General features: G+C 42.0%; 18 protein-coding genes. 10 read left to right on the top strand and 8 right to left on the bottom strand.

Features of this window, described 5'->3' with window-relative positions; all coding sequences use genetic code 11:
- Nucleotides 1–274: 274 nt before the first annotated feature.
- Nucleotides 275–1,180 (bottom strand): hypothetical protein, encoded by a 906-nt coding sequence (locus LA313_RS09795; protein ID WP_228914515.1) that lies wholly within the window; start codon nucleotides 1,178–1,180, stop codon nucleotides 275–277.
- A gap of 597 nt (nucleotides 1,181–1,777) precedes the next feature.
- On the opposite strand from LA313_RS09795, the gene tnpA reads away from it, so the two are divergent.
- Nucleotides 1,778–2,230: an IS200/IS605 family transposase gene (gene tnpA, locus LA313_RS09800; RefSeq protein ID WP_228914516.1), complete on the top strand. Its 453-nt coding sequence runs from the start codon at nucleotides 1,778–1,780 to the stop codon at nucleotides 2,228–2,230.
- 781 nt (nucleotides 2,231–3,011) lie between these two features.
- Here the strand turns inward: tnpA and LA313_RS09805 are convergent.
- Together LA313_RS09805 and LA313_RS09810 are read right to left on the bottom strand one after the other, a co-directional pair.
- Nucleotides 3,012–3,854, bottom strand: coding sequence for a DUF1206 domain-containing protein (locus LA313_RS09805; RefSeq protein WP_228914517.1), 843 nt, complete (start codon nucleotides 3,852–3,854; stop codon nucleotides 3,012–3,014).
- 278 nt (nucleotides 3,855–4,132) lie between these two features.
- Nucleotides 4,133–8,620 (bottom strand): ATP-binding cassette domain-containing protein, encoded by a 4,488-nt coding sequence (locus LA313_RS09810; RefSeq protein ID WP_228914518.1) that lies wholly within the window; start codon nucleotides 8,618–8,620, stop codon nucleotides 4,133–4,135.
- 440 nt (nucleotides 8,621–9,060) lie between these two features.
- Between LA313_RS09810 and LA313_RS09815 the strand changes: the two genes are divergently transcribed.
- From LA313_RS09815 to LA313_RS09830, 4 genes are all read left to right on the top strand, one after another.
- Nucleotides 9,061–10,938, top strand: a complete 1,878-nt coding sequence (locus tag LA313_RS09815) for a sensor histidine kinase (protein ID WP_228914519.1) — start codon at nucleotides 9,061–9,063, stop codon at nucleotides 10,936–10,938.
- Between the two features lie 23 nt (nucleotides 10,939–10,961).
- A complete protein-coding gene (locus LA313_RS09820; RefSeq protein WP_228914520.1) occupies nucleotides 10,962–11,882 on the top strand; it encodes an NAD(P)-dependent alcohol dehydrogenase in 921 nt (306 codons plus the stop codon).
- Nucleotides 11,883–12,175: 293 nt separating this feature from the next.
- Nucleotides 12,176–12,979: a formate/nitrite transporter family protein gene (locus LA313_RS09825; protein WP_228914521.1), complete on the top strand. Its 804-nt coding sequence runs from the start codon at nucleotides 12,176–12,178 to the stop codon at nucleotides 12,977–12,979.
- Nucleotides 12,980–13,340: 361 nt separating this feature from the next.
- A complete protein-coding gene (locus LA313_RS09830; RefSeq protein ID WP_228914522.1) occupies nucleotides 13,341–13,940 on the top strand; it encodes a DUF998 domain-containing protein in 600 nt (199 codons plus the stop codon).
- A 138-nt stretch (nucleotides 13,941–14,078) separates the two neighbouring features.
- Here LA313_RS09830 and LA313_RS09835 read toward each other — a convergent pair whose 3' ends face one another.
- Nucleotides 14,079–14,513: a hypothetical protein gene (locus LA313_RS09835; protein WP_228914523.1), complete on the bottom strand. Its 435-nt coding sequence runs from the start codon at nucleotides 14,511–14,513 to the stop codon at nucleotides 14,079–14,081.
- Between the two features lie 344 nt (nucleotides 14,514–14,857).
- Between LA313_RS09835 and LA313_RS09840 the strand changes: the two genes are divergently transcribed.
- Nucleotides 14,858–16,321 (top strand): glycosyltransferase, encoded by a 1,464-nt coding sequence (locus LA313_RS09840; RefSeq protein WP_228914524.1) that lies wholly within the window; start codon nucleotides 14,858–14,860, stop codon nucleotides 16,319–16,321.
- A 185-nt stretch (nucleotides 16,322–16,506) separates the two neighbouring features.
- Here LA313_RS09840 and LA313_RS09845 read toward each other — a convergent pair whose 3' ends face one another.
- From LA313_RS09845 to LA313_RS09860, 4 genes are all read right to left on the bottom strand, one after another.
- The gene (locus LA313_RS09845; RefSeq protein WP_228914525.1) at nucleotides 16,507–17,982 is read right to left on the bottom strand and encodes an exonuclease domain-containing protein; all 1,476 of its coding nucleotides are present in this window, start codon (nucleotides 17,980–17,982) and stop codon (nucleotides 16,507–16,509) included.
- A 220-nt stretch (nucleotides 17,983–18,202) separates the two neighbouring features.
- Nucleotides 18,203–18,721, bottom strand: a complete 519-nt coding sequence (locus LA313_RS09850; protein WP_228914526.1) for a DUF4494 domain-containing protein — start codon at nucleotides 18,719–18,721, stop codon at nucleotides 18,203–18,205.
- 279 nt (nucleotides 18,722–19,000) lie between these two features.
- Nucleotides 19,001–19,744, bottom strand: coding sequence for an energy transducer TonB (locus LA313_RS09855; RefSeq protein WP_228914527.1), 744 nt, complete (start codon nucleotides 19,742–19,744; stop codon nucleotides 19,001–19,003).
- 355 nt (nucleotides 19,745–20,099) lie between these two features.
- Entirely contained in the window at nucleotides 20,100–20,321 is a 222-nt protein-coding gene (locus tag LA313_RS09860) for a CDGSH iron-sulfur domain-containing protein (protein WP_228914528.1), read from the bottom strand.
- A gap of 301 nt (nucleotides 20,322–20,622) precedes the next feature.
- Here LA313_RS09860 and LA313_RS09865 point away from each other — a divergent pair, with 301 nt between their 5' ends.
- The 4 genes from LA313_RS09865 (at nucleotide 20,623) to LA313_RS09880 (ending at nucleotide 23,794) form a co-directional block, all read left to right on the top strand.
- Nucleotides 20,623–21,240, top strand: coding sequence for a SatD family protein (locus LA313_RS09865; RefSeq protein WP_228914529.1), 618 nt, complete (start codon nucleotides 20,623–20,625; stop codon nucleotides 21,238–21,240).
- Complete coding sequence (locus LA313_RS09870) at nucleotides 21,237–21,953, top strand: DUF3307 domain-containing protein (protein WP_228914530.1); 717 nt, start codon at nucleotides 21,237–21,239, stop codon at nucleotides 21,951–21,953. The genes LA313_RS09865 and LA313_RS09870 overlap by 4 nt, the downstream gene beginning before the upstream one ends.
- A 24-nt stretch (nucleotides 21,954–21,977) precedes the next feature.
- The gene (locus LA313_RS09875; protein WP_228914531.1) at nucleotides 21,978–22,130 is read left to right on the top strand and encodes a hypothetical protein; all 153 of its coding nucleotides are present in this window, start codon (nucleotides 21,978–21,980) and stop codon (nucleotides 22,128–22,130) included.
- A gap of 173 nt (nucleotides 22,131–22,303) precedes the next feature.
- Entirely contained in the window at nucleotides 22,304–23,794 is a 1,491-nt protein-coding gene (locus tag LA313_RS09880) for a S41 family peptidase (RefSeq protein ID WP_228914532.1), read from the top strand.
- Nucleotides 23,795–23,890 lie beyond the last annotated feature (96 nt).

The raw sequence follows: 23,890 nt of genomic DNA on the forward strand, positions 1-23,890 counted from the left end.
CTTTTAATAATTTTCTGGATATAACAGGATTATTAATAAAAATAGAAAGAGCTGAACTTAAACATTCAGCTCTTTTTGTATTACTACCATACCGGTTCTCTTAAGCCTTTCTTCAGATGAGAACTAAAGTCTAAAGGATCATTATCCACATCGTAGATGATGCCCGGGACAAACATGTTAATTTACAGCAAATAATGCCAAAGACTATCACAAATTGGATCTTATCGACTTTATCGCAAAGCACACAGGAGCATCTTATTTACTTACCTCCGGCTTAATCTCCAATAAAGTAATTAAGCGCCTGTGGATGATGCTCGTGAATGATCTCCAGCTTACTGCGGTTATCCATGACCAAAGACTTGCGATAATCCTCCTGGCTGCTTATTAGCTTTTCAATGTGGTAAGTGAAATCTTCCAGGGTTCTCAAAGCGGTGAATAAGTAGCGAAGGCTCTCTATGGAATATACAGAAGTCTCCTCATCTTTTTCCACAGGGTTTTTCCCGTGCATTGCCATGTTCCTAAGGCTGGTTACCAGTCTAATCTGGTCAATCTTCCTTCCGTTCACTTCTATAGTTTCCGACGGAAAAAGTTTATCGGTATAGCTACTGTTTCCGAACTCCAGGAGATCCCTTAGATCAAACACCTGAAATTCCCCCAATTGATTCATTTCATCTGCCCTTTTTTCAAGGATCCCGATCTTTTCGGAATAAAACTCTTTAGTGTTATCATATTTTTCCGCCCGATAATGGAAAAAATTGATCATATCCTCATTGCGGTAACTCTTCAGGAAAAGGTACTGCCTCATTCGGCGTTCAAAGGTGAGCACATCATCCTGGATCGCCTGTAACACCTTGGTCTGGTTATAATCAGCAAAATGCACGATCCCGCTAAGTACTTCTCCTTTAAATACAAATAGCACACTGTCCCTGTGACTCTTGAATTTCTTTAGAAGCCCTTCATCGAAAATGGGATTTTCTGTCAAAAGCTTGTCAGTCTCTTCAATTTCTTTTTTGGAAAAATTCCCGTCCCGCAGTTCATAATAATGCTGCGAATCATAGGCCGGCATATTATGTATCCTAAGAGACTTACATATACTCAAACAAGCCTCTTCTAACTCCTCATCATAATAGAGAATATTCTGCTGGGAAATATCTTTGAAATTTAGTTTCTTATGCTGCATAGCAATTCAATTTTTAATCTTCACATTTCTGCTTGTCCCGACTCTTTTTCTTCTGAAGTCTTTACCCGAAAAGGCTGAATTCCTCATCTGAACCTCCGGCTCTTCTGAATAAATTTCTACCATACCATAGCAACCGCTTATGAATAGCTGCAGAAGGAAAACGGAAAAAGTTGTAATGTAATTTTTTTTGGGGAAGTTAATCATTTTCGCAAAGTATACCTGCGAGTTTGCCGGTGCTACAGATATAAACCGGCTGTTTTTGGCCTTTCTACTGATGATAACTAAGGTAGAGCCCGTGAAGGGGCGTCATACCCTTACTATGAATGCAGCCATGGGAACAATGGCGTATCTGGATACCCATAGGAAAAGCCCCAAAGGGGCGCCATACTCAAAAGATGGGTGTAGCCATCGGAAAAAAGTGTAACTTGAGCATAGCCCTGAAAGGGCGCCATACTCAAAAGATGGGGGTAGCCCATCGGAAAAAAGTGTAACTTGAGCATAGCCCTGAAAGGGCGCCATACTCAAAGATGGGGGTAGCCCATCGGAAAAAAGTGTAACTTGAGCATAGCCCTGAAAGGGCGCCATAAACGAACTGCTATGGGACAATCTCTTGTGAAAAATTATGTTCATCTTATTTTTAGCACTAAATACAGAGCTCCTTTAATTAAACCTTCCGTGGAAAACGAACTTCACAGCTATCTGGGGGGGATTTGCAACAATTTAGATTGCCAGGTGCTTAAGGTTGGTGGCTATACCGACCATGTTCATATCCTCTGCATGCTGTCAAAAAAGATTGCTTTAATGAAACTGATGGAAGAATTAAAATCTCACTCCTCTAAATGGATAAAAACCAAAGGAGTGGAATATTCAAACTTCTACTGGCAGGATGGATATGGTGCATTTTCGGTAAAGCCTTCAGAAATTGATAGAGTCATTGGTTACATTGCTAATCAACATGAGCATCATCGTAAGAAAACCTTCCAGGAAGAATACAGGGCTGTTTTGACTAAATTTAATGTCCCGTATGAGGAGAAGTATGTGTGGGACTAATGTGTAAGACGCCTATATATTACGCCCCTTCAGGGCTATTATCTCCTTCATCCCGCTTTTACTTTATCCCGCTTTACGGGATGTTAGTATATTAAGCCCCTTCAGGGCTAAGCAGTCCCTGTCTTCTTTAATTTATCCCGCTTTACAGGATGTTGGTATATTACACCCCTTCAGCTAAGCAGTCCTTGACTTCTTTAATTCATCCCGCTTTTACTTTATCCCGCTTTACGGGATGTTGGTATATTAAGCCCCTTCAGGGCTAAGCAGTCCTTGACTTCTTTAATTTATCCCGCTTTACGGGATGTTGGTATATTACGCCCCTTCAGGGCTAAGCAGTCCCTGCCTTCTTTAATTTATCCCGCTTTACGGGATGTTTCTATATTACGCCCCTTCAGGGCTAAGCAGTCCCTGTCTTCTTTAATTTATCCCGCTTTACGGGATTTCTATATTACGCCCCTTCAGGGCTAAGCAGTCCCTGTCTTCTTTTATTCATCCCGCTTTACGGAATGTTGGTATATTCCGCCCCTTCAGGGCTAAGCAGTCCCTGTCTTCTTTTATTCATCCCGCTTTTACTTTATCCCGCTTTACGGGATGTTGGTATATTAAGCCCCTTCAGGGCTATTATCTCCTTCATCCCGCTTTTACTTTATCCCGCTTTACGGGATTTGGATTTGTATATTAAGCCCCTTCAGGGCTAAGCAGTCCTCCCTGCCTTCTTTTGTTCATCCCGCTTTACGGGATGTGTTGTGGTAATACGCCTTACAGAGCTTTGTTGCTAACTTTAACCTTTCTGCGGATGAAAATTGGGGTCTGAAGGATCATTATCAAGATCATAGGTGATCCCCAGGGCAAACATGAATAAGCCATAGCATAGAATTCCGAAGGCGACTACCGCGAAGGGAATCTTTCCGATATGATCGCCAATAAAATTGAAAGCTTTATCGGTATTGACGACATATTCCGAATCATTAAGAATGCCCGATTTGATGAAGAAGAAGCCAATGATGCCCAAAATGACTCCACGGGCCACATAGCCGGTAAAACCCAGGAAAAAGATGGTCGCCTTTTTCTTTCCGCTGAACTGCACGATATCAAGACGCTCCCGGTATCCGCGGGTGATTCCGTAGAACAATTGCACTGCGGCAGTTACAGCGATTAGCACGCCCAGGCCCACCACCATCCATTTGCCCCAGCCGTAATCCAGCATATTGGCCGTCATTTCCCTCTTCTGCTCAGCACTGCCGTCTTCGGAATAATTCGCTGAACCCAGTAATACTACCAGCGCAGAGTAAGCAATAAGCGCATCGGCAAGAGAGCTGAGGCCGATCCCGGTACGACGGGCAAGTCCTTTCCAGCCATTCCCGTAATGATAGGGATCGCGAAAGGATTCATAGACACGCCAAATGATATAACAGAGCATGCCCAGCAGGATGGCCCAGATGATAATTGCGCCTCCCGGCCAGTCCTGCAGATAGGCAAGAAGGCTGTTCTTTGAAGCGCCCCCATCTTTAAGCCTTAGTAAGGAAAGAATGGCGATTAAACCAATGGCCGTATAGATGAGGCCGGTGGAAATGCAACCCAGAATAGGTAAATATTTGATGTATTTCTTTTTCGCTTTTTTCACGCGGAAATCGGATTTAGCCCTGAAAATAAGGATTTTTTATTTTTTCGGAGTTATGTAAAAAGGGAACGGGAAACGTTGATCGGTTAAATGGTGACTAATTAATTGGGAAGGAGCAGGAACAAATTAGTATCGAGAACGACGGGATTTAGTGCACGCCTCTGTTCTCACCCCACTAAATCCTGAAATCAATTCAGGATGACGCTGACAATCGCTCCACCCCGTCATGCTGAACCTGCCGTTGCAAAAATTCTCTTTTCAGCATCTAATCAAAAATCTCACTATAAAACCAGTCCTACTCCTATCTTTCCTAACAAATATGGATTGTGATCAATGACAAGAATATCATTTTTTTTGCTCAGCTTTTTGAGGATCGCAAATAACAGGTCAATATCTGCATAATGCAATCCGGTGCTGGGTTCATCCAAAATGTAAAGAGCGCCGGTAGCCTGGTCCTGCAGCCAGTTCAATAACAATAAACGTTGCTTCTCACCCGAAGAAAGGGACTGTACCGGCTGCTCCAGATTAAGATGCGCCAGGCCGATCACCTCCAGCTGCTCTAAGAACTCAAGATTTTTAGCAGAAGCCTTCACCTCCTCCAGCCACGCTTTTACTTCCGAAATGTTCAGAGCGAGTACCTCCGCTATATTTTTTGAGTTTACCAAGTGCCCCAGAATTTGCGGCTGATAGCGTTTTCCCTTACAGACCTCGCAGATCTCAATCGCATTGGCAGTTACATCCAAAGAGATTTCAATAAAGCCTTTGCCCTTGCAGTTGGTGCACTGACTGGTTTTTGTTTTATAAGAAAAATCTTTTGGCTTTAGGCCCGTTTCCCCCGCAAAGATCCTGCTGATCTCCGGCAATAGCTCCAGATAAGAAACTAATAGAGTACTCGCATGGGAACGAAGTTTTTTAGTTTCAAAATAATGCGCTGCTGTATACTGCTTCGGAAACTTTATACTTTCACAATACACCGGTCTATTTGTTTGAATACTTGGGATCAGAATGTCCTTTACCAGCGTTGTTTTACCTATCCCTGATTTTCCACTAATGGCGGTGATCCCACCCACCGGCACTTCCAGCGCTTCCCTGACTAAAGTGTGCCTTGACAGGTGCCGGATTGCAATTACCTCCTGCCCTGCCTTTAATGCCAACGCTTTAAAAGGAGTTTTTAAGAAAGGATGACAATCGGGCTGTTTTAAAAATTCCCGGGGAGTGCCTTCGAATGTAATAGCACCTCCGAACTTTCCCGCCTTCGGTCCCAGCTGCACTAGTCGGTCTGCCGCAAGGATGATCTCCTTGTTGTGCTCGATCACGATCACCGTATTACCTTTTTCAAGCAATTCTTGCAGAATATTTAGCAAATCGGGGATATTGTCATTAGACAATCCTGCCGAAGGTTCATCTAAAAGATAGGTGATCCCTTTGAGCGGAGAGTTTAATTGAGTAATCAATGCCACCCTTTGGTTTTCCCCTCCCGAAAGTGTAGACGATTTCCGGTTGAGCTGCAGGTGATCAAGATGTAGTTGCTTTGCCCTTTGGATGGTATTGATCAAATGAGGGCGAATACCGGAGACCAGTTTTTGATCCACCTCTTCCTGAATATCCTTCAAAAAAAGCCATTTTTCGAGGGCATTAAAATCCATAGCCTTAATATCGTGAATGGGTTTTCCTCCAATTTGAAAGCGCAGTCGCTCGGGCTTTAATCCGCTACCCTCGCAGTGGCTGCATTCCGCAGGAGAAAAAAGTGCCCTGAGCTTATCAATATTTTTGTTTTTCCGGGTTTTGTAATATTCTTCCTTTAAGTAATGGAAAAGCCCTTCCCACCGCATGCTTACCTCCTGCGTACCTTCCCGGGTTTTGGTTTTAAAAACCCATTGCGCCTTCCAGACTCTTTCGCCGGTCCCGTAAAACAGGATTTCTCTTTGCCCTTCTGTCAGCTCCTTAAATCGCGTTTCCAAGTCAAATCCATACGTCTTCCCCAGCTCCCTAACAATGGCCATAAACTGACTGCCCGAGTGCCCATAATAAGCCAAAGCTTTGTTGTGTTCAAAGAGTCCGTCGGTGATGCTTTTGTTTTGATCCAACACTATTTTATCGGGATCGGGCAGGAACTCCTGGCCCATTCCATCACAAACGGCGCATTTTCCCAGTTCGTGATTGTTGGAAAAATGACTGGCAGATAATTCGCTGCCTTCGTACTGCGCCTTCCGGGAGAAGGCAAACCGCAGGATCCTGTCTATCCCGGTTTGTTTGGCAAGTTCGGATCGCTCCGTAAACCTCTTTTCCTTACGGGTGATGCAGATCGTGGGCGTAAGTCCTTCAATGCTGTCAACTTCCAGCTGAAAATTCACGCCTGTCCTGGACTGCTGATAAGCCGAAAACTGTTTGGTCATTTCCTGCAGTCCAAAACCATGCAGTGTGTCGATCCCAAGCGAGGATTTCCCCGAACCCGAAATACCTGTGATCACAGATAACTTGTTTCTAGGCAGGTCCAGGTTAAGGTCTTTAAGGTGGTGCGTGCGGGCGCCCTTAACAGATATCTTATCCCGGGGCTGCACTGCCGGTTCTTTCAGATCTGCCGCCTCAGCTTTCAGAGCATTATCCACCAGGGTATCACAGGAATCTTTAAATAGCGGATGCTGTTCAAAGCAAATAATTCCTGCGGTTTGATTTTTTAGCTCATGTAAAGCCTTTAACAGCTGCCTCACATTTTGCCGGTGTAAGCCTATACCCGTTTCTTCCAGTACCAACAGCGTCTTTTTGAATTGTTTCGCAAAATGCTTTGTGAGTTTTATCCGCTGCGCTTCCCCACCAGATAATGTATTCGAGGGTTGCCCCAACTTGATATAACCCAGTCCCAGTTGCAGCATCAAAGTCAGGATTTTACTGAGCTGCTTTTCTTCGGAAAAAAAGTCCGCAGCTTCTTCTATGCTCAGTTCATAGATGTCTGCAATATTTTTGTTGTTCCAATGCACCTGCAGCACTTCAGGTTTAAAGCGTTTGCCATTACATTCCGGACAGACCTGATTAATTGACCCCATCACATTCATAGAAAGGGTGATAACCCCTGCACCTTCACAGGTTTCACACCTTCCGCTCTTGTTATTAAAAGAAAAGGCGTTCTTTGCCATTTTCAAAGATTTGGCTTCAGGGGATTTTGCCAGCAGATCGCGGATCTTATCGGCCAGACCAGTATAGGTAGCGGGATTGCTCCTGGGCGTTTTCCCGATAGGCTGATCGGATACCGTCTGGAGGTTCCACTCTTTTTTTTCGCAGGCTGCGGAAAGCCTTTGCAGAATTTTTGGTGTTTTCCTGCTCACCACCGTCAGTTCTCCCGGTTGAGGCTGAAAGGAGTCGGCTGATACGTGTGTAGGCTGCTTGTCTGGTTTGGAGTTTTCTCTTTGTAATTCGGCTAAAGTCGGAGTCGCCAGCCCTTCCGCAGATAAAAATTCCTGGATAGGTCCGTTAAAAACCACTTCACCCCCGTGCACTCCGGCTTCCGGACCTAATTCGATGATCCAGTCGGCAGCCCTGATAAAATTCAGATCGTGCTCTACCACCATGACAGTATTTCCGCGGCTTATAAGGCGCTTGAGGATATGTCGCAAATAGTGTTGATAATCTTCAGCTAAACCGATGGAAGGCTCATCAAATACATACAAAATCCCCTGCAGGCTACTGTTCACCTGCCTGATCAATTTAATACGCTGGGCATCCCCGGAAGAAATTTCACTGCTGGGAGTGCTTAGGCTGTACTCCTGCATCCCAAGGCGGCGCAGGTCGTACAACTGTCCGTAGATCTTTTCCACTAAAAGTTGTTCCCCGGCTGAAAGATGCAGACTTTTCAGTCGGTCATAAAGATCGCTTAAAGGCAGATCCATCCATTCCCGGAAGTTCAGCCCCTGCCATTTGTATTTGAGATGTTCTGCTTTTATTCGTGCGCCTTTACAATCGGGACAAACCCGGGAACTGACAAATTTTAAAATGTTCTTATTGCGATCCCTTTTTAGGATATCATTCATAATGGGCAGCATGCCTTTGTAGTATCCTTCTTCGCGGGGCTTTGCCTTAAGGCCTTCCCATCTTAACCGGGATTCCAAGGTATGTTTTCCGTAGAACACCTTGATGCGGTCACTTCCATTCAGGACCACATCTCGTTGTTCAGCTGTGAGCTCCTTCCAGGGTATATCCACGCTAAAATCGTGAGCCCGGCACACCTTATCCAGTTCCTCCACCGTAATCTGCGAATATACAATGTAGCCGCCGGGCAAAGTTGTGGTAATGGCGCCTTCCCTCAGCGTCTTGTTCTCATCCCCCACCAGCTTTCCAAGATCTATATACTCCGCCTGCCCCAGTCCGTTACAGCATTCGCAGGCGCCTTTTGGATGGTTGAAGGAAAAGAGCGACTTGCTCATCGTCACTGTGTCGGCATAGCGCGCAAAAAGGATCCGGAAGATCGCGGCAAGCTCAGATAGAGTGCCAAAAGTGGCATTTACAGACCGAAATCTTTTCGACTGCTCCACCTTGATCACCGGCGGCAACCCCTGTATCTCATCGACCTCGGCAGTGGGGATCAACTGCGCATTCTGCTGCTTGTAGGCCGGCAGGCTTTCCAGGAAATAGCGGTATCCTTCATTGGCAATCACATCCATCGCCAGCGAAGATTTCCCCGAACCCGATAAACCGGTCACCACGATAAGTTGATCTTCAGGAATATTAAGAGAAATGTTTTTGAGGTTATTCTGGTGGGCATTGAAGATGCGCATAAAGGCTGAGAGTTCTTTTTTTAGAAAGATAAAGATAGGAAGATTGTTTTGGGGAATGGTTAATTGGGATTGGGGATTGGGGATTGGGAGAAAGAGTCAGGAATAAGAAAAAGGACTTTAATAGCTAAAGGTTAGGTTAATTGAATTGGAGACTGAAGCTTTGCAATACATTTTTCAAAACCGTCATGTATTGAGAACAGGTTTTGAAAATCATTTGAATTGACGGCAAAGCGGATGGAAAAAGCATTGATAAGATTATAATTTTTTTTAACCTAACCCGAAAATCCTTTCCCGATTTCTTCCGAAGAAAAAAATATTCAAAAATTATAAATTGACTGTATCCCAGATACTTATAAAAACGTAATACCAATTCTTATATGGGATTGTCGTATATTTCAGGTTACAAGAATATTAATTCTTCCCCCGGCTTATTTAGCGGTATGTACAAAATAATTTCGGCCATAACACTGGTTTGGATTTGTTCCGGTTTCTGCTTTTCGCAGTCTCAGGTTCCGGGCGCGAATCAGCCAATTGATTCTATACTTACCTGGATGCGCACTAACGAAACTTCCGCAGAGAATCTGGAGGATTTTCACGCCATAGGCCTTAGAACTTTAAACCGTAGTTTGGAAACAGCACCAGATAGCACAATTGCCCAGATTCATGAATCATTAGCGAGCTGGCATTCTTATAATGGAGTGTTTTCACCGGACTCTGTAGTGGATCATGCAGAAAAGGCGCTGAAATACCACTTAAAGGCAAATAATAAACAGAAAGTTGCAGATGCTTACCGGTCCCTTGCCATAGACTACCTAAACGCAGGAGAGTTAGAAAAAGCACAGGAAGTGTTGTTCAAGTCCATAGAACTGTACGAAGATCTCAATGACACCGCCGGCCTGGGAAGTGCCTATCGCACCTTAGGGGTAAAATATCGCGTAACGGGAGATTTCGAAAAATCCATTGCATATACAAATCAGGCGATCCCGTTACTGGAAAAAACCGAAGATTATAGTGCGCTGGCCATTGCTCAATTTAATTTGATCATTGGTTATGGAGAACTGGGAGAATTTGAAAAGGCCTACGAAGCAACAGAAGCCTGCCTGGAAATTGTTAGAACCAAAGCACCTGAAGAAATCTTTGTCCCGGTGAGAGCATACTCCTATCGCGGGGATGTCTATATTAAAGCAAAGGATTATGACAATGCTTTAAAAGATTATATGACCGCATGGGAATTGTGCAAGAAGCACATAGGGGAAGAACGCTGCGCCACCTATCGCACTGAAATTGGACATATTTACCTGTTGCAGGAGAATTATAAACAGGCTTTGGGTCATCTTTTGGCAGGCGTAAATGCTTATGAAGATAAAGGGCAAGTGGGTCTCATCCAGCCCTATTTAGATCTTGCAGAAGCTTACAGGCAATTAGGCGACTTCAGGAATGCCCTGGTCTATAAAGAGAAAGCGCACGCAAATTCTGAAAAGATGCTGGAAGACAGGATTAGTAGTATAGAATCTGAAATGGCCATAAAATATGAAACTGAAAAAAAGGATGAGGCCCTGGCATCACAGGCGGCTTTGATTGAGCAAAAAAACAAGATGCAAAAGCTCATTATTGTGATTGCCTCGCTGTTGCTGATTTTCCTGGTATCCTTATTTTATTTCTTCTACAGGAACAAAAAAGCCACTAAGATCATACGTGCCAAAAATGCGGAAAAAGAGTTGCTGCTGAAGGAGATACACCACCGGGTAAAGAACAATTTGGAAATGGTGAAAAGCCTTATTGCTTTACAATCGGCGCAAATAGAAGATCCTGTTACTAAAGAGGCCATGATCGCGAGTCAGAATCGGGTGCAATCGATGGGGATTATTCATCAGAAGTTATATCAGGGGAAAAACCTTGGTAGTATTGAAATGAAAGATTACTTCATAAATCTGAGTGAGGGGATTCTCGACAGCTTCAATGCAGAAGAGCGGGTGACAATAGAATGTGCTATGGATAATCTGGAACTGGATGTGGATACTGCCGTTCCCATTGGTCTTATTGTAAACGAGCTGCTTACCAACGCTCTAAAATATGCATTCCCACAAGAGCAACAGGGCGTTATCAATATAAGTCTGGAAAAGGACGGAGATCAAAATTTAAAACTGGAGGTGAGAGATAATGGGATCGGAAAAACAGCAGGTCTGGCTCCCAAAGGTACCGGTTTTGGCTCCCAGCTGGTACAATTATTAACCCGGCAACTAAATGGAAAGATGAGAGAAAGAGTTGATCAGGGAACCATTGTTGAATTCAATTTTCTCCTCGAGAAAAGCGCTTAATGACCTAAAGTAAAAAGATGAAAATGAAAGCAGTAATTTATGAGGAATATGGCCCACCAGAAGTTCTTAAGCTAAAGCAAATAGAAAAGCCACAACCTAAGGAAAATGAGATCCTGGTAAAAATACATGCAGCAACTGTCACTTCGGGAGATGTAAGACTCCGCAGTTCTGATTTTCCACCTTTGTTCTGGCTTCCTGCCCGATTAATTTTTGGTCTTTTTAAACCCAAAAAGAAAATTTTGGGACATGAATTTGCCGGCGTCGTTGAAGAGACAGGGAAAAATGTTTCTGGGTTTAATGTTGGGGACGAGGTATTTGGAACCACCACAATGCTGAAAACCGGCTCCTATGCTGAATACATTTGCTTACCTGAAAAATGGAAAGGTGGGGTTCTTAATTTAAAACCACAGAATTTAAGTTTTCATGAGGCTGCAGCATTACCGGTTGGAGCAATGACTGCAATCTATTTCTTAGAAAAGGCGAAATTGAAAAATGGCCAGAACGTTTTGATCTACGGTGCTTCGGGAAGTGTTGGCAGCTATGCAGTTCAAATCGCAACCCAAAAAGGCTCAAGAGTAACTGGGGTGTGCAGCACTTCTAATTTTGAAATGGTAAGATCATTAGGCGCTGAAAATCTCATAGATTATAAAAAAGAGGACTATTCTGAAGGCAATGAAAAATTCGATATAATTTTTGATGCTGTTGGAAAAACAACAAAATCAAAAGCAAAAAAGGTATTTAAAAACGGAGGTATTTTCGTTTCAATTAAAACGATGACTAAAGAAAAGGATGAACATCTTAAGTTGATAAAAGAAATGGCTGAAAAAGGAATTTTAAAACCCTTTATCGACAGATATTTCAAACTTGATGAAATAGTAAAAGCTCATGAATATGTTGACAGGGGACGAAAAAAAGGAAATGTGGTGATTGACATTGCAGAATAGAAAGAAAACTACCAACAACTTGAAACTTATTGCTTGCTCCCTTCTACTCTTACAATTCCTGGAGAATTTCCGGTCTGCGTATTGTAAAATGAAATACTGGCAGGGAAAAGCAGTTTTCCACAAAGAAATATTTTTTAGAATTCACCTTTTCCAGATTTATTCTTTCTTCCCTTGCAGCTCAATACAAATCATTTGTATTTACGGCTTTTTTCCAGATCACCAATAGCAATAGTTTTGTTAAAATTTTTCCCGGTTTGGCTTACTGCACTACCTTAAAATTTAAGCTCAAAATCATGTTAGAAAAGGAAGATTATTTTATTGAAACCGAAAGAAGACAATCCCCTTCTGCCGCTGTTGTTCATGAAACCATTTTTAAGGAAGCAGAGTCGGAATTAGAGCGTTCTACTAGTGCGCTTTTCTGGTCAGGCTTTGCTGCAGGCCTTACCATGAGCCTCTCCATGATCACCGAAGGTATTTTGCACACCTACCTGCCTGAGGCCGACTGGAGACCGCTTGTTGCCAACTTTGGCTACAGCATAGGCTTCTTAGCCATTATCCTGGCCCGGCAACAACTGTTTACAGAAAACACTCTCACTCCAGTTTTGCCGCTACTCCACCGCAAGGATATAAAAACCTTTAAAAATGTACTCAGGTTATGGGGGGTAGTATTGGTGGCAAATTTATTAGGTGTATTTCTAATCTCCTGGATCGCGGCAAAGACATCTGCCTTTGAACCGGAAGTTCAGGAGGCTTTTATAGCCCTGGGTTCAAAAGCCCTGGCCCCCGACTTTTCCACGATTCTGCTGCGAGGGATTTTTGCAGGATGGCTTATTGCGCTGATGGTTTGGCTTCTACCTTTTGCTGAAACGGCACGGGTATGGGTAATCATCATCATCACCTGGATCGTTGGAATTGCCGAACTAAGCCATGTCATCGCGGGTTCTTCCGAAACTTTCACGCTGGCTTTTTCCGGAGCGGCAAGCTGGGGAGAAGTATTGGGAGGTTATCTGGTACCATCGCTTATAGGCAACATACTTGGGGGAGTGATCCTGGTTGCTGTGCTCAACCATGCCCAGGTAAAAGGTAATGAAAAATAGAAATGCCTTTTTTTTAATCTCTCTGGTTTATATGAATGCCTGCCAATCCAGATGCTGGTAAACGCCTCTACTCTCGACTCATTAAGTCCGAGTGAATTGGGACCTGCGATAGCAGGAACGAATTAAAATTGAGAACCAAGTGGTTTTTAGTACATGCCTTTGTTCCCGATATAATTTTTTCTTGGCTTACAACTCAGAAAAAATTTCTCGAACATACGGCGCCACTCAAACTAACGGCGGATTCTAAAAAAACATTTAAGCAGCAAAGAAACTATATAAGACTCACGAGATTTTGTTTCTTTGCGGCCCAACCTAGGTTTTCAATTCTAAAAAGATGAGACTATCTGGAAAAACCAAATTTGTGAGTAAAGAATTGATTTACAAGATTAGCGGAGTAACCGGAATCCTGGGTTGTTTGGGGGTGGTGGCAGGTGATATTATTGGGATCATGGTTCATGAAGCCCATAACCCCATTGGTAATACCATTAGCATGCTGGCCATAGGTAAATACGGCTGGATCCAGGACTTGGGGCTTGATCTACTGGCAATTGGTTTTCTTGGCCTTGCCTTAGGACTTTTCGTCTGGAAAAGCTCTGGCACAAAATGGTTTTTTGGCCTTTTGATCCTTGTGCTTTTAGCTGTAGATATCATCTTTATAGCAGAACACAATCAATATGCAGGTAGGCCGGGAAATACCATACATCGTAAACTGGTCTATGCTTTGGCGCTTCTATTCCCTGCACTTCTTGTACTTATGAGCTTTGATCTAAAACATCTCAAGCCTTACCTGAAAAATCTTTCCCGATGGTTCGCCGGAATATGGCTTGTGCTGGCACCTCTAATGCCATTGATCCCAACGACTATAGAGGGTGCTTATGAGCGCGCGGTATCTTCCCTGATTGTTATCTGGCTGGGTTTAGTCTCTTATCACGTATATCGCCTACCCCAAAAGAAAGTATAGAGTTGCAACTGATCTTTTGAAAATATTTCAATCATGATCACACCTAAGTTCTATGGCAGGATGAGTCGTCACAGATCAAATTTTCAATCCATAATATCTTTATTTCAATTGGTGGCCGCTTAGCTGGCTAATGCTTATTTATTCATTCATTCGCCCTTCTTCCATTCTTTCCTGCATCTCCATGTACATGGCAGTGTCGCGCTCCATCATTCTCGTCATGTTCTGCATCATACGTTCCCGTCTTTCAGGATTGCGCATCAACATACTGTCTTTTTCCATCACAGCGTAAACACCTACCAAAACGGAATCCATAACTTCAGGATCGGCCATCATTGATGCCTCCACCTGTTCCCGGGTGTACATGTTCCGCATCATATTTCTGTCTTCGGTCATCTCTTCCATGAACTCATTAAAAAGTTCATCATCACTCAGGATCTGTTCGTAAACCTCCTGCCGTTGAGCTTCATTTTCCGCAAGGTTAATTTCCTGTTCCCGTTCCTCGCAGGAAGCGAAGAGTGCAGAGACCATTATTCCGAGAATGAATGCTAGAGGGGTTAAATTTTGTTTTTTCATAATCATTGGTTTTTATTAATGTAAAAACTACTGGCTACAGTAGTAGGTAATTAAAAATAAGGATTTTATAACAAACCGGCAATCTACCTGGCTGGATCTTATTTTTTATTGCAATTCTGTTAAACCATTGTTCACTATTCCCAGATTTATGTAGAAAAATTCCACAACTTTTTCTGCTGCACCACAACTTCCCTCCCGCCACTTTTGATAAACCTCCTGATTTCCAGGGTTGGCTATTTGAGGTATACAATTTGGTATAAACCATATGGATCTTAACCGGGGCTGTTCAAAGTTTCTTATCGCGAACTGAAGCTCAGGTCCACCTAAAAAGATTAAAACAGACTATGATAACAAAAGCATTTAAATTACCCCCTTCGGCTTCGACTGAAAAATTTAAAATAGAAAATAAAACAAAACAACAGGATAGCATAACAGAGGAAACGGGAAACGAGGTTTCAGCAAACTACAAGAAAGCATCTTTCACTAAAAGGCACCTTTTTACTCTTGCGGGCACATTTTTGCTCCTGCTGGGTGGAGCTCTTTCCGTTTACCTGTTGCAACCTCAGTTTGAGGAAATGAATATGAGCAGAATGGATACCGTGGGAGGTATGATCCTGTTATTCCTAACCAGCTTCCTGTTAATATTTCGACTAAGTTTTCTGGCATACATTTCCAGGCTGTTCTTTCGTTATAAGCCGGTCGATTCGGTTCAAAATGAGGAATTGCCATCCTGTACCGTTATCGTACCCGCATATAATGAAGGCAGACAGGTTTATGATACTTTAATAAGCCTCACTAACAGCCTTTATCCCGAGGAAAAGCTTCAGGTAATAGCAATTGATGATGGAAGTAAAGATGACACATGGGATTGGATGAAAAAAGCTAAAGAGAAACTGGGAGACCGTGTTTCGATTTTTCAACAACCACATAACCAGGGAAAAAGGCATGCGCTTTATCGTGGCTTCAACATGGGTACAGGGGAAGTTTTTGTAACAGTGGACAGCGATTCTATTGTGGAAAAAGATACATTGCGCAATCTTGTTTCTCCCTTTGTAGTCAATAAAGACTGTGGCGCAGTGGCAGGAAATGTTCGGGTTTTGAATAATGAAAAAGCGATCATCCCCCGTATGCTGAATGTGAGTTTTGTATTCAGTTTTGAGTTTATACGATCTGCTCAAAGTGTGTTGGGTTCTGTACTATGTACTCCCGGTGCCTTGGCGGCTTATCGAAGTAAGGCCGTTATGACCTGCCTGCCAGAATGGATCAACCAAACCTTTATGGGACAACCGTCGGATATTGGTGAAGATCGCGCCATGACCAATATGATCCTGAAACAGGGTTACCACGTTCTTTTCCAGCGTAATGCCTACGTACTTACTAATATTCCTGAAAAATTCAGCAGTTTGCACAAGATGTTCACCCGATGGGAAAGAAGTAATGTGCGGGAAAATCTCATGATGTCAAAGTTCGCTTTTAAACCCTTTAGAGCTGGCTCAAGATCGGGCACCCGTCTTTTGCTACTAAACCAATGGATGCATATGTTAACCGCATATCCCCTGGTCTTCATCATGCTCGTATTACTGGTCTTATATCCTGTGATGTTTATTAGCTCTACCCTTTTAAGTATTTTGATATTCTCAAGTCTGCCTGCGTTCTTTTACGCTAAGAAGTATAATATAGCTGAAGCTTTTTGGGCTTATTCATACAGCATATTTTATACTTTCGGCCTGTTCTGGATCACCCCTTACGCTATGGCCACAGCAAGTAGAAGAGGTTGGTTGACCCGGGAATTACCTGTAAAAAAATAAGCAGAAAATCTATCCTTTTTGGATGCCTTCTGAAATAGAAAGTTACCGGGGCAGTTCGGTAACTTTTTTTTTTGCAGTAGTGCATAGCTACAAATTCAGCACAGTTCTTCTTAAGTTTCTTAATGAGTGAAGAACAGGAGAATTAAACTGAAGTTGTTGTTACAATTATGGTTAAAAATTTCTGGTTAACTAAATAATGACAGCGTTTGGTGTGAAGCCATTACCATGGCATTCTTATTAGCCCTTGCTGCCGGGCGAACCATCTTAGCCTCTTCTGAATTTTCAAAAAAGATCACTTTGGGTGCTCCTTGTTTCCGCAGGTAATTACTTAAGATCTTATAAGTGTGGTAAGTGGCCGTCTGCGGCTTTAAAAAAGGTTCGTAATCTTCAGGGCTACTCACCTGGACTTCCTTATCAATAAAGCCGAAGCCACGGTATTTCCCATCCTGGACCAGGACAAAAGCCTCTTCTTCAAAGTGCCTGCCTTTCTCCCTAATAACAAAAGTTGAAGATTCTTCGGAAAGAGATAAACTGGCTGCCACCACTTTTTCATTATAATTTTCAGCATTTTCTGTTCCGGAACAAATGCCTTCACAACTAATAATTTCATAATGTGAACATTCCTCCACATTGCTCTGCAAACTGCAATATTTTGGGCACAGCTTGTATTCCCGACATAAGTACTCCAGTTTTTCCTGTGCCAAAGCCCGGCTGTAAAAGGTACTCACAGATTCTCTAAGCTTATTGGTCCTTTCCAGTGCCAGTTGCAGGATGCCACGTTGATTGGTGTAACTAATGATCTGGTACACCGGCCCCGGCCGTTTCTGGGCTCTGTTGAATTTCGGATAATATTTCCTTATACATTCTGCTTCGAGAAGAAGCGCTACAAGTTCACTGCCCGTAGTTTCATGATCTATGTGGAAAGTCTCCTGCCCCAGCTCATATTCTTTGCTCATACGATCGTAAAAATGAGAAACTACCCGCTTCTTAATATCAATGGCTTTCCCCGCATATATAACTTTATGCTGCCTGTCCTTGAACAGGTAAATACCTGGACTTTCCGGAAGACTATGAACCTGTTCGGCATCAATATGTGGCGGTAAGGTGGCTTGTCTGGACCTGGCATGCAGGAAAGAATTGATCACCCTGTAATCATCATCCAGGGACAACAAGCGTTGAAAAAGGATCACAGTTGCATCTGTATCCCCTTCGGCGCGGTGCCGGTTATTAAGAGGTATATTTATAGAATCACACAACCTTCCCAGGCTGTATGAAAACAATCCGGGAATAAGTTTTCTTGAAAGACGCACGGTGCAAAGCTTCCTGCGGTTATACTCAAAACCCAGCTCCCTGAATTCATTCCGCAGTACATTGTAATCGAAATTGACATTATGAGCTACAAAAATTGCATCTCTGGTAAGCTCTTCCACCTTTTTTGCTACTTCATAAAACTTTGGAGCATCGGCAACCATGGAATTATCGATCCCTGTTAACCCGGTGATCTGCCGCGGAATTTCCTTTTCGGGATTTATAAGACTTGTGAATTTATCTACGACTTTTTCGCCGCGCAATAAGACGATACAAATCTCGGTAAGACGATTACCGTTTATTCCTCCCCCTGTGGTCTCTACATCAATAACCGCAAATAACTGATCTTTCATGAAAGGTTTTCAAAAAGGTAAAAGTAAGAATAATTTTTAAGAAGTAGGAAAAAATCCACAACATTGGATAATTTCCTACTATTAATAAAGAAGTCAAAAAAGAAAGGGGGGTATTTTATAGCCTGAGCAGGATCCTTAAAGCTTGATCGAGTAAAAATGAAGACAAAAAAAACACCTCCTTAAGAAAAGAAGGTGTTTCAAAAATTTTAATTTTTTGGGATTAGACAGCTTCTGTCGTTTCTGTTTTTTCCTCTTCTGATTTTTCAGAATTATCCACAACATTGAATTTCTCCAGTTGCTCTTCTTCTCCGGTAAAATATGGGAACACATCTAAAATTGGAGATTCGGTTATTGAAGGAATAGTGTAATCCCCCATAGTATCTGCCATTACTTTTGTAGTGTTCTCAAAAGCCTCTTTTATGTCATTGGCCTGCACCAGTAAGTAAATATTGGTTTTTCTTTCTTTCCCGCTCTCCTCATCAAGTGCTACCAGGGAAACCTTTGACTTGAACCAGCGATCGGAATTTTCAAAAGGATGAACTTCCGAAAAATTTGCCACCTTTAAATTCGTGATCCGGAATTCTTCACTGGTATACGCCTTCATTTCCTCAGTGATTCGTGATTCTGCTTCGGTATACGACACCGCATCCAGTAAATAAGTGTCTGTGCTAACTTTCTGTTCTCCCGTTTCGTGTGTTTTTCTGTATTTCACCTTACATTCATACCAGGTTACGCTCATATCTCAGTCTTTTTAGGGAGCCAAAAATATCATTTTAGAAAGGTCATAGAGAAGAAATTTTGAATTAGATATCCACAATTTTCTCTGTACCCTTGAACCGGATTGGGAATCAGGTAATTGTAAAAATCAGATGATTTATTCTGAAAAATCCATTTCAAAAAATAAATGAGGCTGTCTTAAAAGCCTTCAATTCGTCCACCTGAAGATTCTGATATAAATTCAGAAAGACGTTATAACAGCTCTTTAGACAGCCTCACGCTATCAATTGTATGGACAATTTTAGATTCGATCCCTTATCTCGTACATGATTGGCAGGGAATACTCAACTGCAACAGGTTTGTCCCTTTGCCTGCCGGGAATCATTTTAGGTAAGAGATTAACTACCCGCATTGCTTCCTCTTCAAGTCTCTTATTAGGTCCTCTTGCTCGTATATCGGCAACATCACCATGTTCATTGATCTTGAAGACCACATAGATCCTGTTCATCCCGGTGAGCCCCAGTTCTTCACTAATTCTAACGTCAAAATGCTTTTTTACATGGTCATCAATTTTCTGAGACATGCATTTCTTTTGATCGGCTTTGTTCTTAATATTTTCACACCCGGGAAAGGTGGGAATTTGTTGAACTACCATAAAAGGAACTTTTTCAATTTCCTCCTCCTCCTCTTCATAGGCAATTTCTTCTACCTCAACTATTTTCTCAATTTTATCATCCTGACTACTTTCAGTGGACCGGATTTTAGTTTCCTCAACTTCTATTTGGTCTTCCACGACCTCAATAACTTCGGGCATTGGAGGTGGTGGAGGCGGCGGAGGCGGTGGAGGTGTATTTAGTTGTGTGATGGGAATGTCTTCCTGCTCAAAATCTGATACCTGCACCTCTTGATGATCCATTTCCTCATTCCCGTAAAATTTCCATTCCAGGCCAAAGTAGGTAAGACCAAGCATTACCACCAGGCCCACCTGGAAAAAGATCATACTATTTCTACCCAGATCTGCCTTCGGATTTTTTTTGACTTGCATAACAGTAGATTAAGAAATTAGTAACTACACCATTATATTGGGAGGGTCTCTCCTCAAAAAGTCTATTTGTAAGCTCTCTTAATCCATCGATATTTCCAAGCCCGGGATAGCTTTTGATCCCGCTTCATACAAAAGAGAGAAGCGTTGGTTCTTCCTGATCTTTCTCAAAAATCCTTTATTAACCAGCACATTAAAGGTAGAAACTACTTATGATCCAAAGAATGATATTTGTCATATCCCTCCATTAACATGAGGCAGCAGAAATAAATTGTGGACAAAAAAAAGGACCCGGAGAGAGCCGGGTCCTTTTAATAACTGGAGTATTTTCTTCTTCTTTTTTGTTCCTCTGTTCGCTTTATGGCTTTGGCGGAAGATCAAAAGCTTCGGCCTCGTGTTCGAAATGTCCACGATGGGAACCATCACAAAATGGCTTATTTGCCGATTTTCCGCAGCGACAAAGACTCACTTTGTCCCTGCCACCCAAATCATAGGTATTGCCGTTCTTATCTACAATTTGAAAGTCTCCATCAATGATAAGAGAGCCATTGTTATTTACTGTTATTTTCGTCTTTGCCATAATTGATTGTTTTAAATGCTAATATAGTTTCGTTTTCTAATGATAACAACAACAAAGAACACAAACTATGAATATCTTTATAACTCATCTTCTACAGGACTACCAGAAAAGAGAAAATATTAGAGTATTTTCTTCCAGTAGAAGGTTTGGTTTCAATAGAACCATGGGAATTTCAAGAAAGAATTTTCCAAGGTTCTGGTAATAAATTTTGGCATCTATCTTCTGAATAATAAATTATCGGATTAAATACCGATAATTTGCATTATCGGGTTATAATGCGATATTTGGATATATCGGCTTAATGTGCGATATTTCCAACATGATAGCAGTTATTACAGGAGATATAATTAATTCCAGGACAGAACCAGCCGGGCAATGGCTGCCTGTGCTCAAAAATACGCTTGAACAGTATGGGGAAAATCCCGTGAACTGGGAAATTACGCGGGGGGATAGTTTTCAGCTTTTGCTTTCTCCAAAAATGGCATTTTATGCTGCTCTTCAAGTAAAAGCCGAAATCAAACAACTTCGGGATCTTGATGTAAGAATGGCAATAGGAATTGGGGAACAGGACCACAAGGCAGAAAAAGTAAGTGAATCTAACGGTTTAGCATTTGTGCGTTCAGGGGAATGTTTTGAAAATCTCAAGAAACAAAATTTAGGAATTATCACCGGAGATCCGCAAAAAGATGAAGTTTTAAACCTGCTCTTTAATTTAGCCTTGCTTACCATGAATAATTGGAGTTCAACCGTAGCCGGGACTATAAGTGTTTTTCTGCAAAATCCTGAAAAAAGTCAGACGCAGCTGGCAAAACAGTTGAACAAATCCCAAAGCAGTTTAAGTGAAGCCTTAAAAAGAGGTGGTTTTGATGAGATAATGCAACTTGAAGCTTTCTACCGCAACCAAATACATAACTTATGACAGCACTTGCCCTTAAATTGTTGCTGGCCCACATGTTAGGAGATTTCCTGTTGCAACCAGATGGATGGGTGGCCCAGAAAAGGCAAAAAAAATATCGATCTCCCCTGCTCTACCTGCACATCACTGTTCATGCTGTTGCAATGTTATTATTGCTGAATTTTAATCTAAGCTTCTGGATAGGAATAGTGGTTATATTAGTAACACATTATTTAATAGACCTCTTAAAATTAACGCTTGAAACCGATGCTAACAGAGGTAGATTATTTGTTATAGATCAATTAGCACATCTACTGGTCATCACTGGGGTAGTCTATAGTTATTATCCATTCCAAATTGAATGGACAGGATTTTTTGACTCTGCTGTTGTGCTTTTCATCATTTGCCTCGTGTTTTTAGGACCGGTTTCAGCAATTATTATGAGACTATTAATGAACCGCTGGGAATTACCCGAAGACAGCGAAGAAGATTCGTTACCCCAGGCAGGAAAATACATTGGAATGCTCGAGCGATTCCTGGTGTTTGGTTTCATTGTGCTCCAGCAATGGCAAGCCATAGGGTGGCTCATAGCTGCAAAATCGATTTTGAGGTTTAGTGATCTCTCCCGGGCGAAAGACAGGAAACTCACCGAATACGTCCTGATAGGCACGCTCCTTAGCTTCGTAATGGCAATTATTACCGGATTGGTATATCTCTACATCAAGCAGGAAATTTAAAGAAAAATCCCTATTTTAGAAGGGATGAAATTTTTGATGTCAAATACTGCCCTGGGCTACGCATTAATAATGGGTGCCGTACTCATAGCCGTGATTATCTACACGATTATTAAACTTAAAAAACAGGCAGGAGAAGCCGAAAGGAAGGAAAAAGAGAAGAAAGACCATCATCATTAGCAATTAACAAAATTGGCTAAAAATCATCTCTCACTTCCCAATCACAACCTATATTAAAATTCCCAATTAACTAATAACCTGCTGATTATGGCACAGTTGCTGCAGATACATAACTGAAAAAATTACGGAAAAACCTTATAGACACTTCCTTTCCGGCTTAAAAAAATCTGCTTATGAAAATGAAGAACTTCCCCCTGATATTAGTTTTATTCACTTTTATTTTTACTTCCTGCTCTAAAGACGACGAGGCTTTGGAAGAGAATAACAGCACTAATAATCCGGAGGAAACTACCCAGGAAAGTGAGCTTGAGATCGAAGAGTTTATTTATGCAGGAATGAACGAAATCTACCTGTATAAAGCCGATGTTCCTGTTCTTGCCGATACTTATTTTGATACAGAGGACGATAAACTGGATTATCTGGCAGGGTTTAGTTCACCTGAATCACTTTTCAAGAACCTTAAATCTTCCAGCGATCGCTTCAGTTTTATAACAGATGATTACGAAGCCCTGGAAGAAAGTTTTAACGGCGTGAGCAGTAGTACTGCAGGAATGAATTTTGGCCTTGGTCAAATTAGCGGTACCAATAATTTATTTGGCTTCCTGCAATACGTCATTCCCAATACACCTGCAGCCGATGCCGGCCTTACCCGCGGAACTGTTTTTACAGAAATCAACGGACAAAAGATCACTCTTAATAACCTCGAGTCGCTGCTGGATTCCGATTCTTTTACAATTAATATCGGAAAAGTTGAAGGTGGCACTATTGTGCTTACAGACGAGACCGTTACTCTAAACTACGCGTCCTATACTGCAAATCCTGTCCATTTGGTAAAAACCTTTGATGTAGATGGAACCAGAGTAGGTTACCTCATGTATAACAGCTTTATAGGAAATTTTGATGATGAACTTAATCAGGCATTTGGAGAACTTAAGTCTGAAGGAGTTGAGGAGCTCGTTCTGGATCTTAGATATAATGGAGGTGGAGATGTAGATTCGGCCGTAGATCTTGCGAGTATGATCACGGGTCAATTCGAAGGAGAAGTTTTTATGCAGGAAATGTGGAATGAAACTTATCAGGCCTACTTTGAAGAGAATGCACCTGAACGATTATTAAATTTATTTGACAGTAAAATTAGAACAGGAGAGAGCATCAACAGCCTTAATCTTTCGAAAGTTTATGTGTTGTCCACTGCAAGTACCGCTTCGGCCAGTGAACTTATCATTAATGGTCTTGAACCGTACATTAATGTAATACAGATAGGCGAAACTACCACGGGTAAATTCCAGGCTTCAGTAACTTTATATGACAGCGAAGATTTTTCCAAAGATTCCGATATTAATAAGGACCATACCTATGCCCTACAACCTCTTGTTCTGAAGTCGGCTAATGCCAACGGAAAATCCGACTATTTCAACGGACTGGATCCTGATGTTGAACTGGTAGAAAACATTAACAACCTAGGTGTTTTAGGAGATCTTAATGAGCCTTTTTTACAGGCAGCCGTCAATCATATCAAAGGGATTCCCCAAATTGGGGCGGATGCAGGGCAACAAAAAAGACCTGAAAGCAACCTGAAGATCATAGGAGACGGGGAAATGTTTGAACCTACCTACCAACGAATGTATATAAACAGAGTTCCCGAAATTTTTAGAAGAAAATAATAATGGTCAAATGATTTTTAAAAGAGGCTGTCTGAAAAGGCAGCCTTTTTTTTGTATAAATAGGAGGAGCTGCTTATTTTTAGTATATGAGCAGAA

Origin of the sequence: Salinimicrobium sediminilitoris (assembly GCF_020866905.1) — a bacterium.
Lineage (GTDB): Bacteria > Bacteroidota > Bacteroidia > Flavobacteriales > Flavobacteriaceae > Salinimicrobium > Salinimicrobium sediminilitoris.

Excerpts from the sequence above, each read along its gene's own strand:
- LA313_RS09835 (WP_228914523.1), bottom strand. The coding sequence starts at position 14,513 with ATGAAAAAACAAAATTTAACCCCTCTAGCATTCATTCTCGGAATAATG.
- LA313_RS09810 (WP_228914518.1), bottom strand. The coding sequence starts at position 8,620 with ATGCGCATCTTCAATGCCCACCAGAATAACCTCAAAAACATTTCTCTT.
- LA313_RS09870 (WP_228914530.1), top strand. The coding sequence starts at position 21,237 with ATGACAGCACTTGCCCTTAAATTGTTGCTGGCCCACATGTTAGGAGAT.
- LA313_RS09825 (WP_228914521.1), top strand. The coding sequence starts at position 12,176 with ATGTTAGAAAAGGAAGATTATTTTATTGAAACCGAAAGAAGACAATCC.
- LA313_RS09875 (WP_228914531.1), top strand. The coding sequence starts at position 21,978 with ATGAAATTTTTGATGTCAAATACTGCCCTGGGCTACGCATTAATAATG.
- LA313_RS09820 (WP_228914520.1), top strand. The coding sequence starts at position 10,962 with ATGAAAGCAGTAATTTATGAGGAATATGGCCCACCAGAAGTTCTTAAG.
- tnpA (WP_228914516.1), top strand. The coding sequence starts at position 1,778 with ATGGGACAATCTCTTGTGAAAAATTATGTTCATCTTATTTTTAGCACT.
- LA313_RS09855 (WP_228914527.1), bottom strand. The coding sequence starts at position 19,744 with ATGCAAGTCAAAAAAAATCCGAAGGCAGATCTGGGTAGAAATAGTATG.
- LA313_RS09850 (WP_228914526.1), bottom strand. The coding sequence starts at position 18,721 with ATGAGCGTAACCTGGTATGAATGTAAGGTGAAATACAGAAAAACACAC.
- LA313_RS09860 (WP_228914528.1), bottom strand. The coding sequence starts at position 20,321 with ATGGCAAAGACGAAAATAACAGTAAATAACAATGGCTCTCTTATCATT.
- LA313_RS09840 (WP_228914524.1), top strand. The coding sequence starts at position 14,858 with ATGATAACAAAAGCATTTAAATTACCCCCTTCGGCTTCGACTGAAAAA.
- LA313_RS09845 (WP_228914525.1), bottom strand. The coding sequence starts at position 17,982 with ATGAAAGATCAGTTATTTGCGGTTATTGATGTAGAGACCACAGGGGGA.
- LA313_RS09795 (WP_228914515.1), bottom strand. The coding sequence starts at position 1,180 with ATGCAGCATAAGAAACTAAATTTCAAAGATATTTCCCAGCAGAATATT.
- LA313_RS09815 (WP_228914519.1), top strand. The coding sequence starts at position 9,061 with ATGTACAAAATAATTTCGGCCATAACACTGGTTTGGATTTGTTCCGGT.
- LA313_RS09865 (WP_228914529.1), top strand. The coding sequence starts at position 20,623 with ATGTGCGATATTTCCAACATGATAGCAGTTATTACAGGAGATATAATT.
- LA313_RS09880 (WP_228914532.1), top strand. The coding sequence starts at position 22,304 with ATGAAAATGAAGAACTTCCCCCTGATATTAGTTTTATTCACTTTTATT.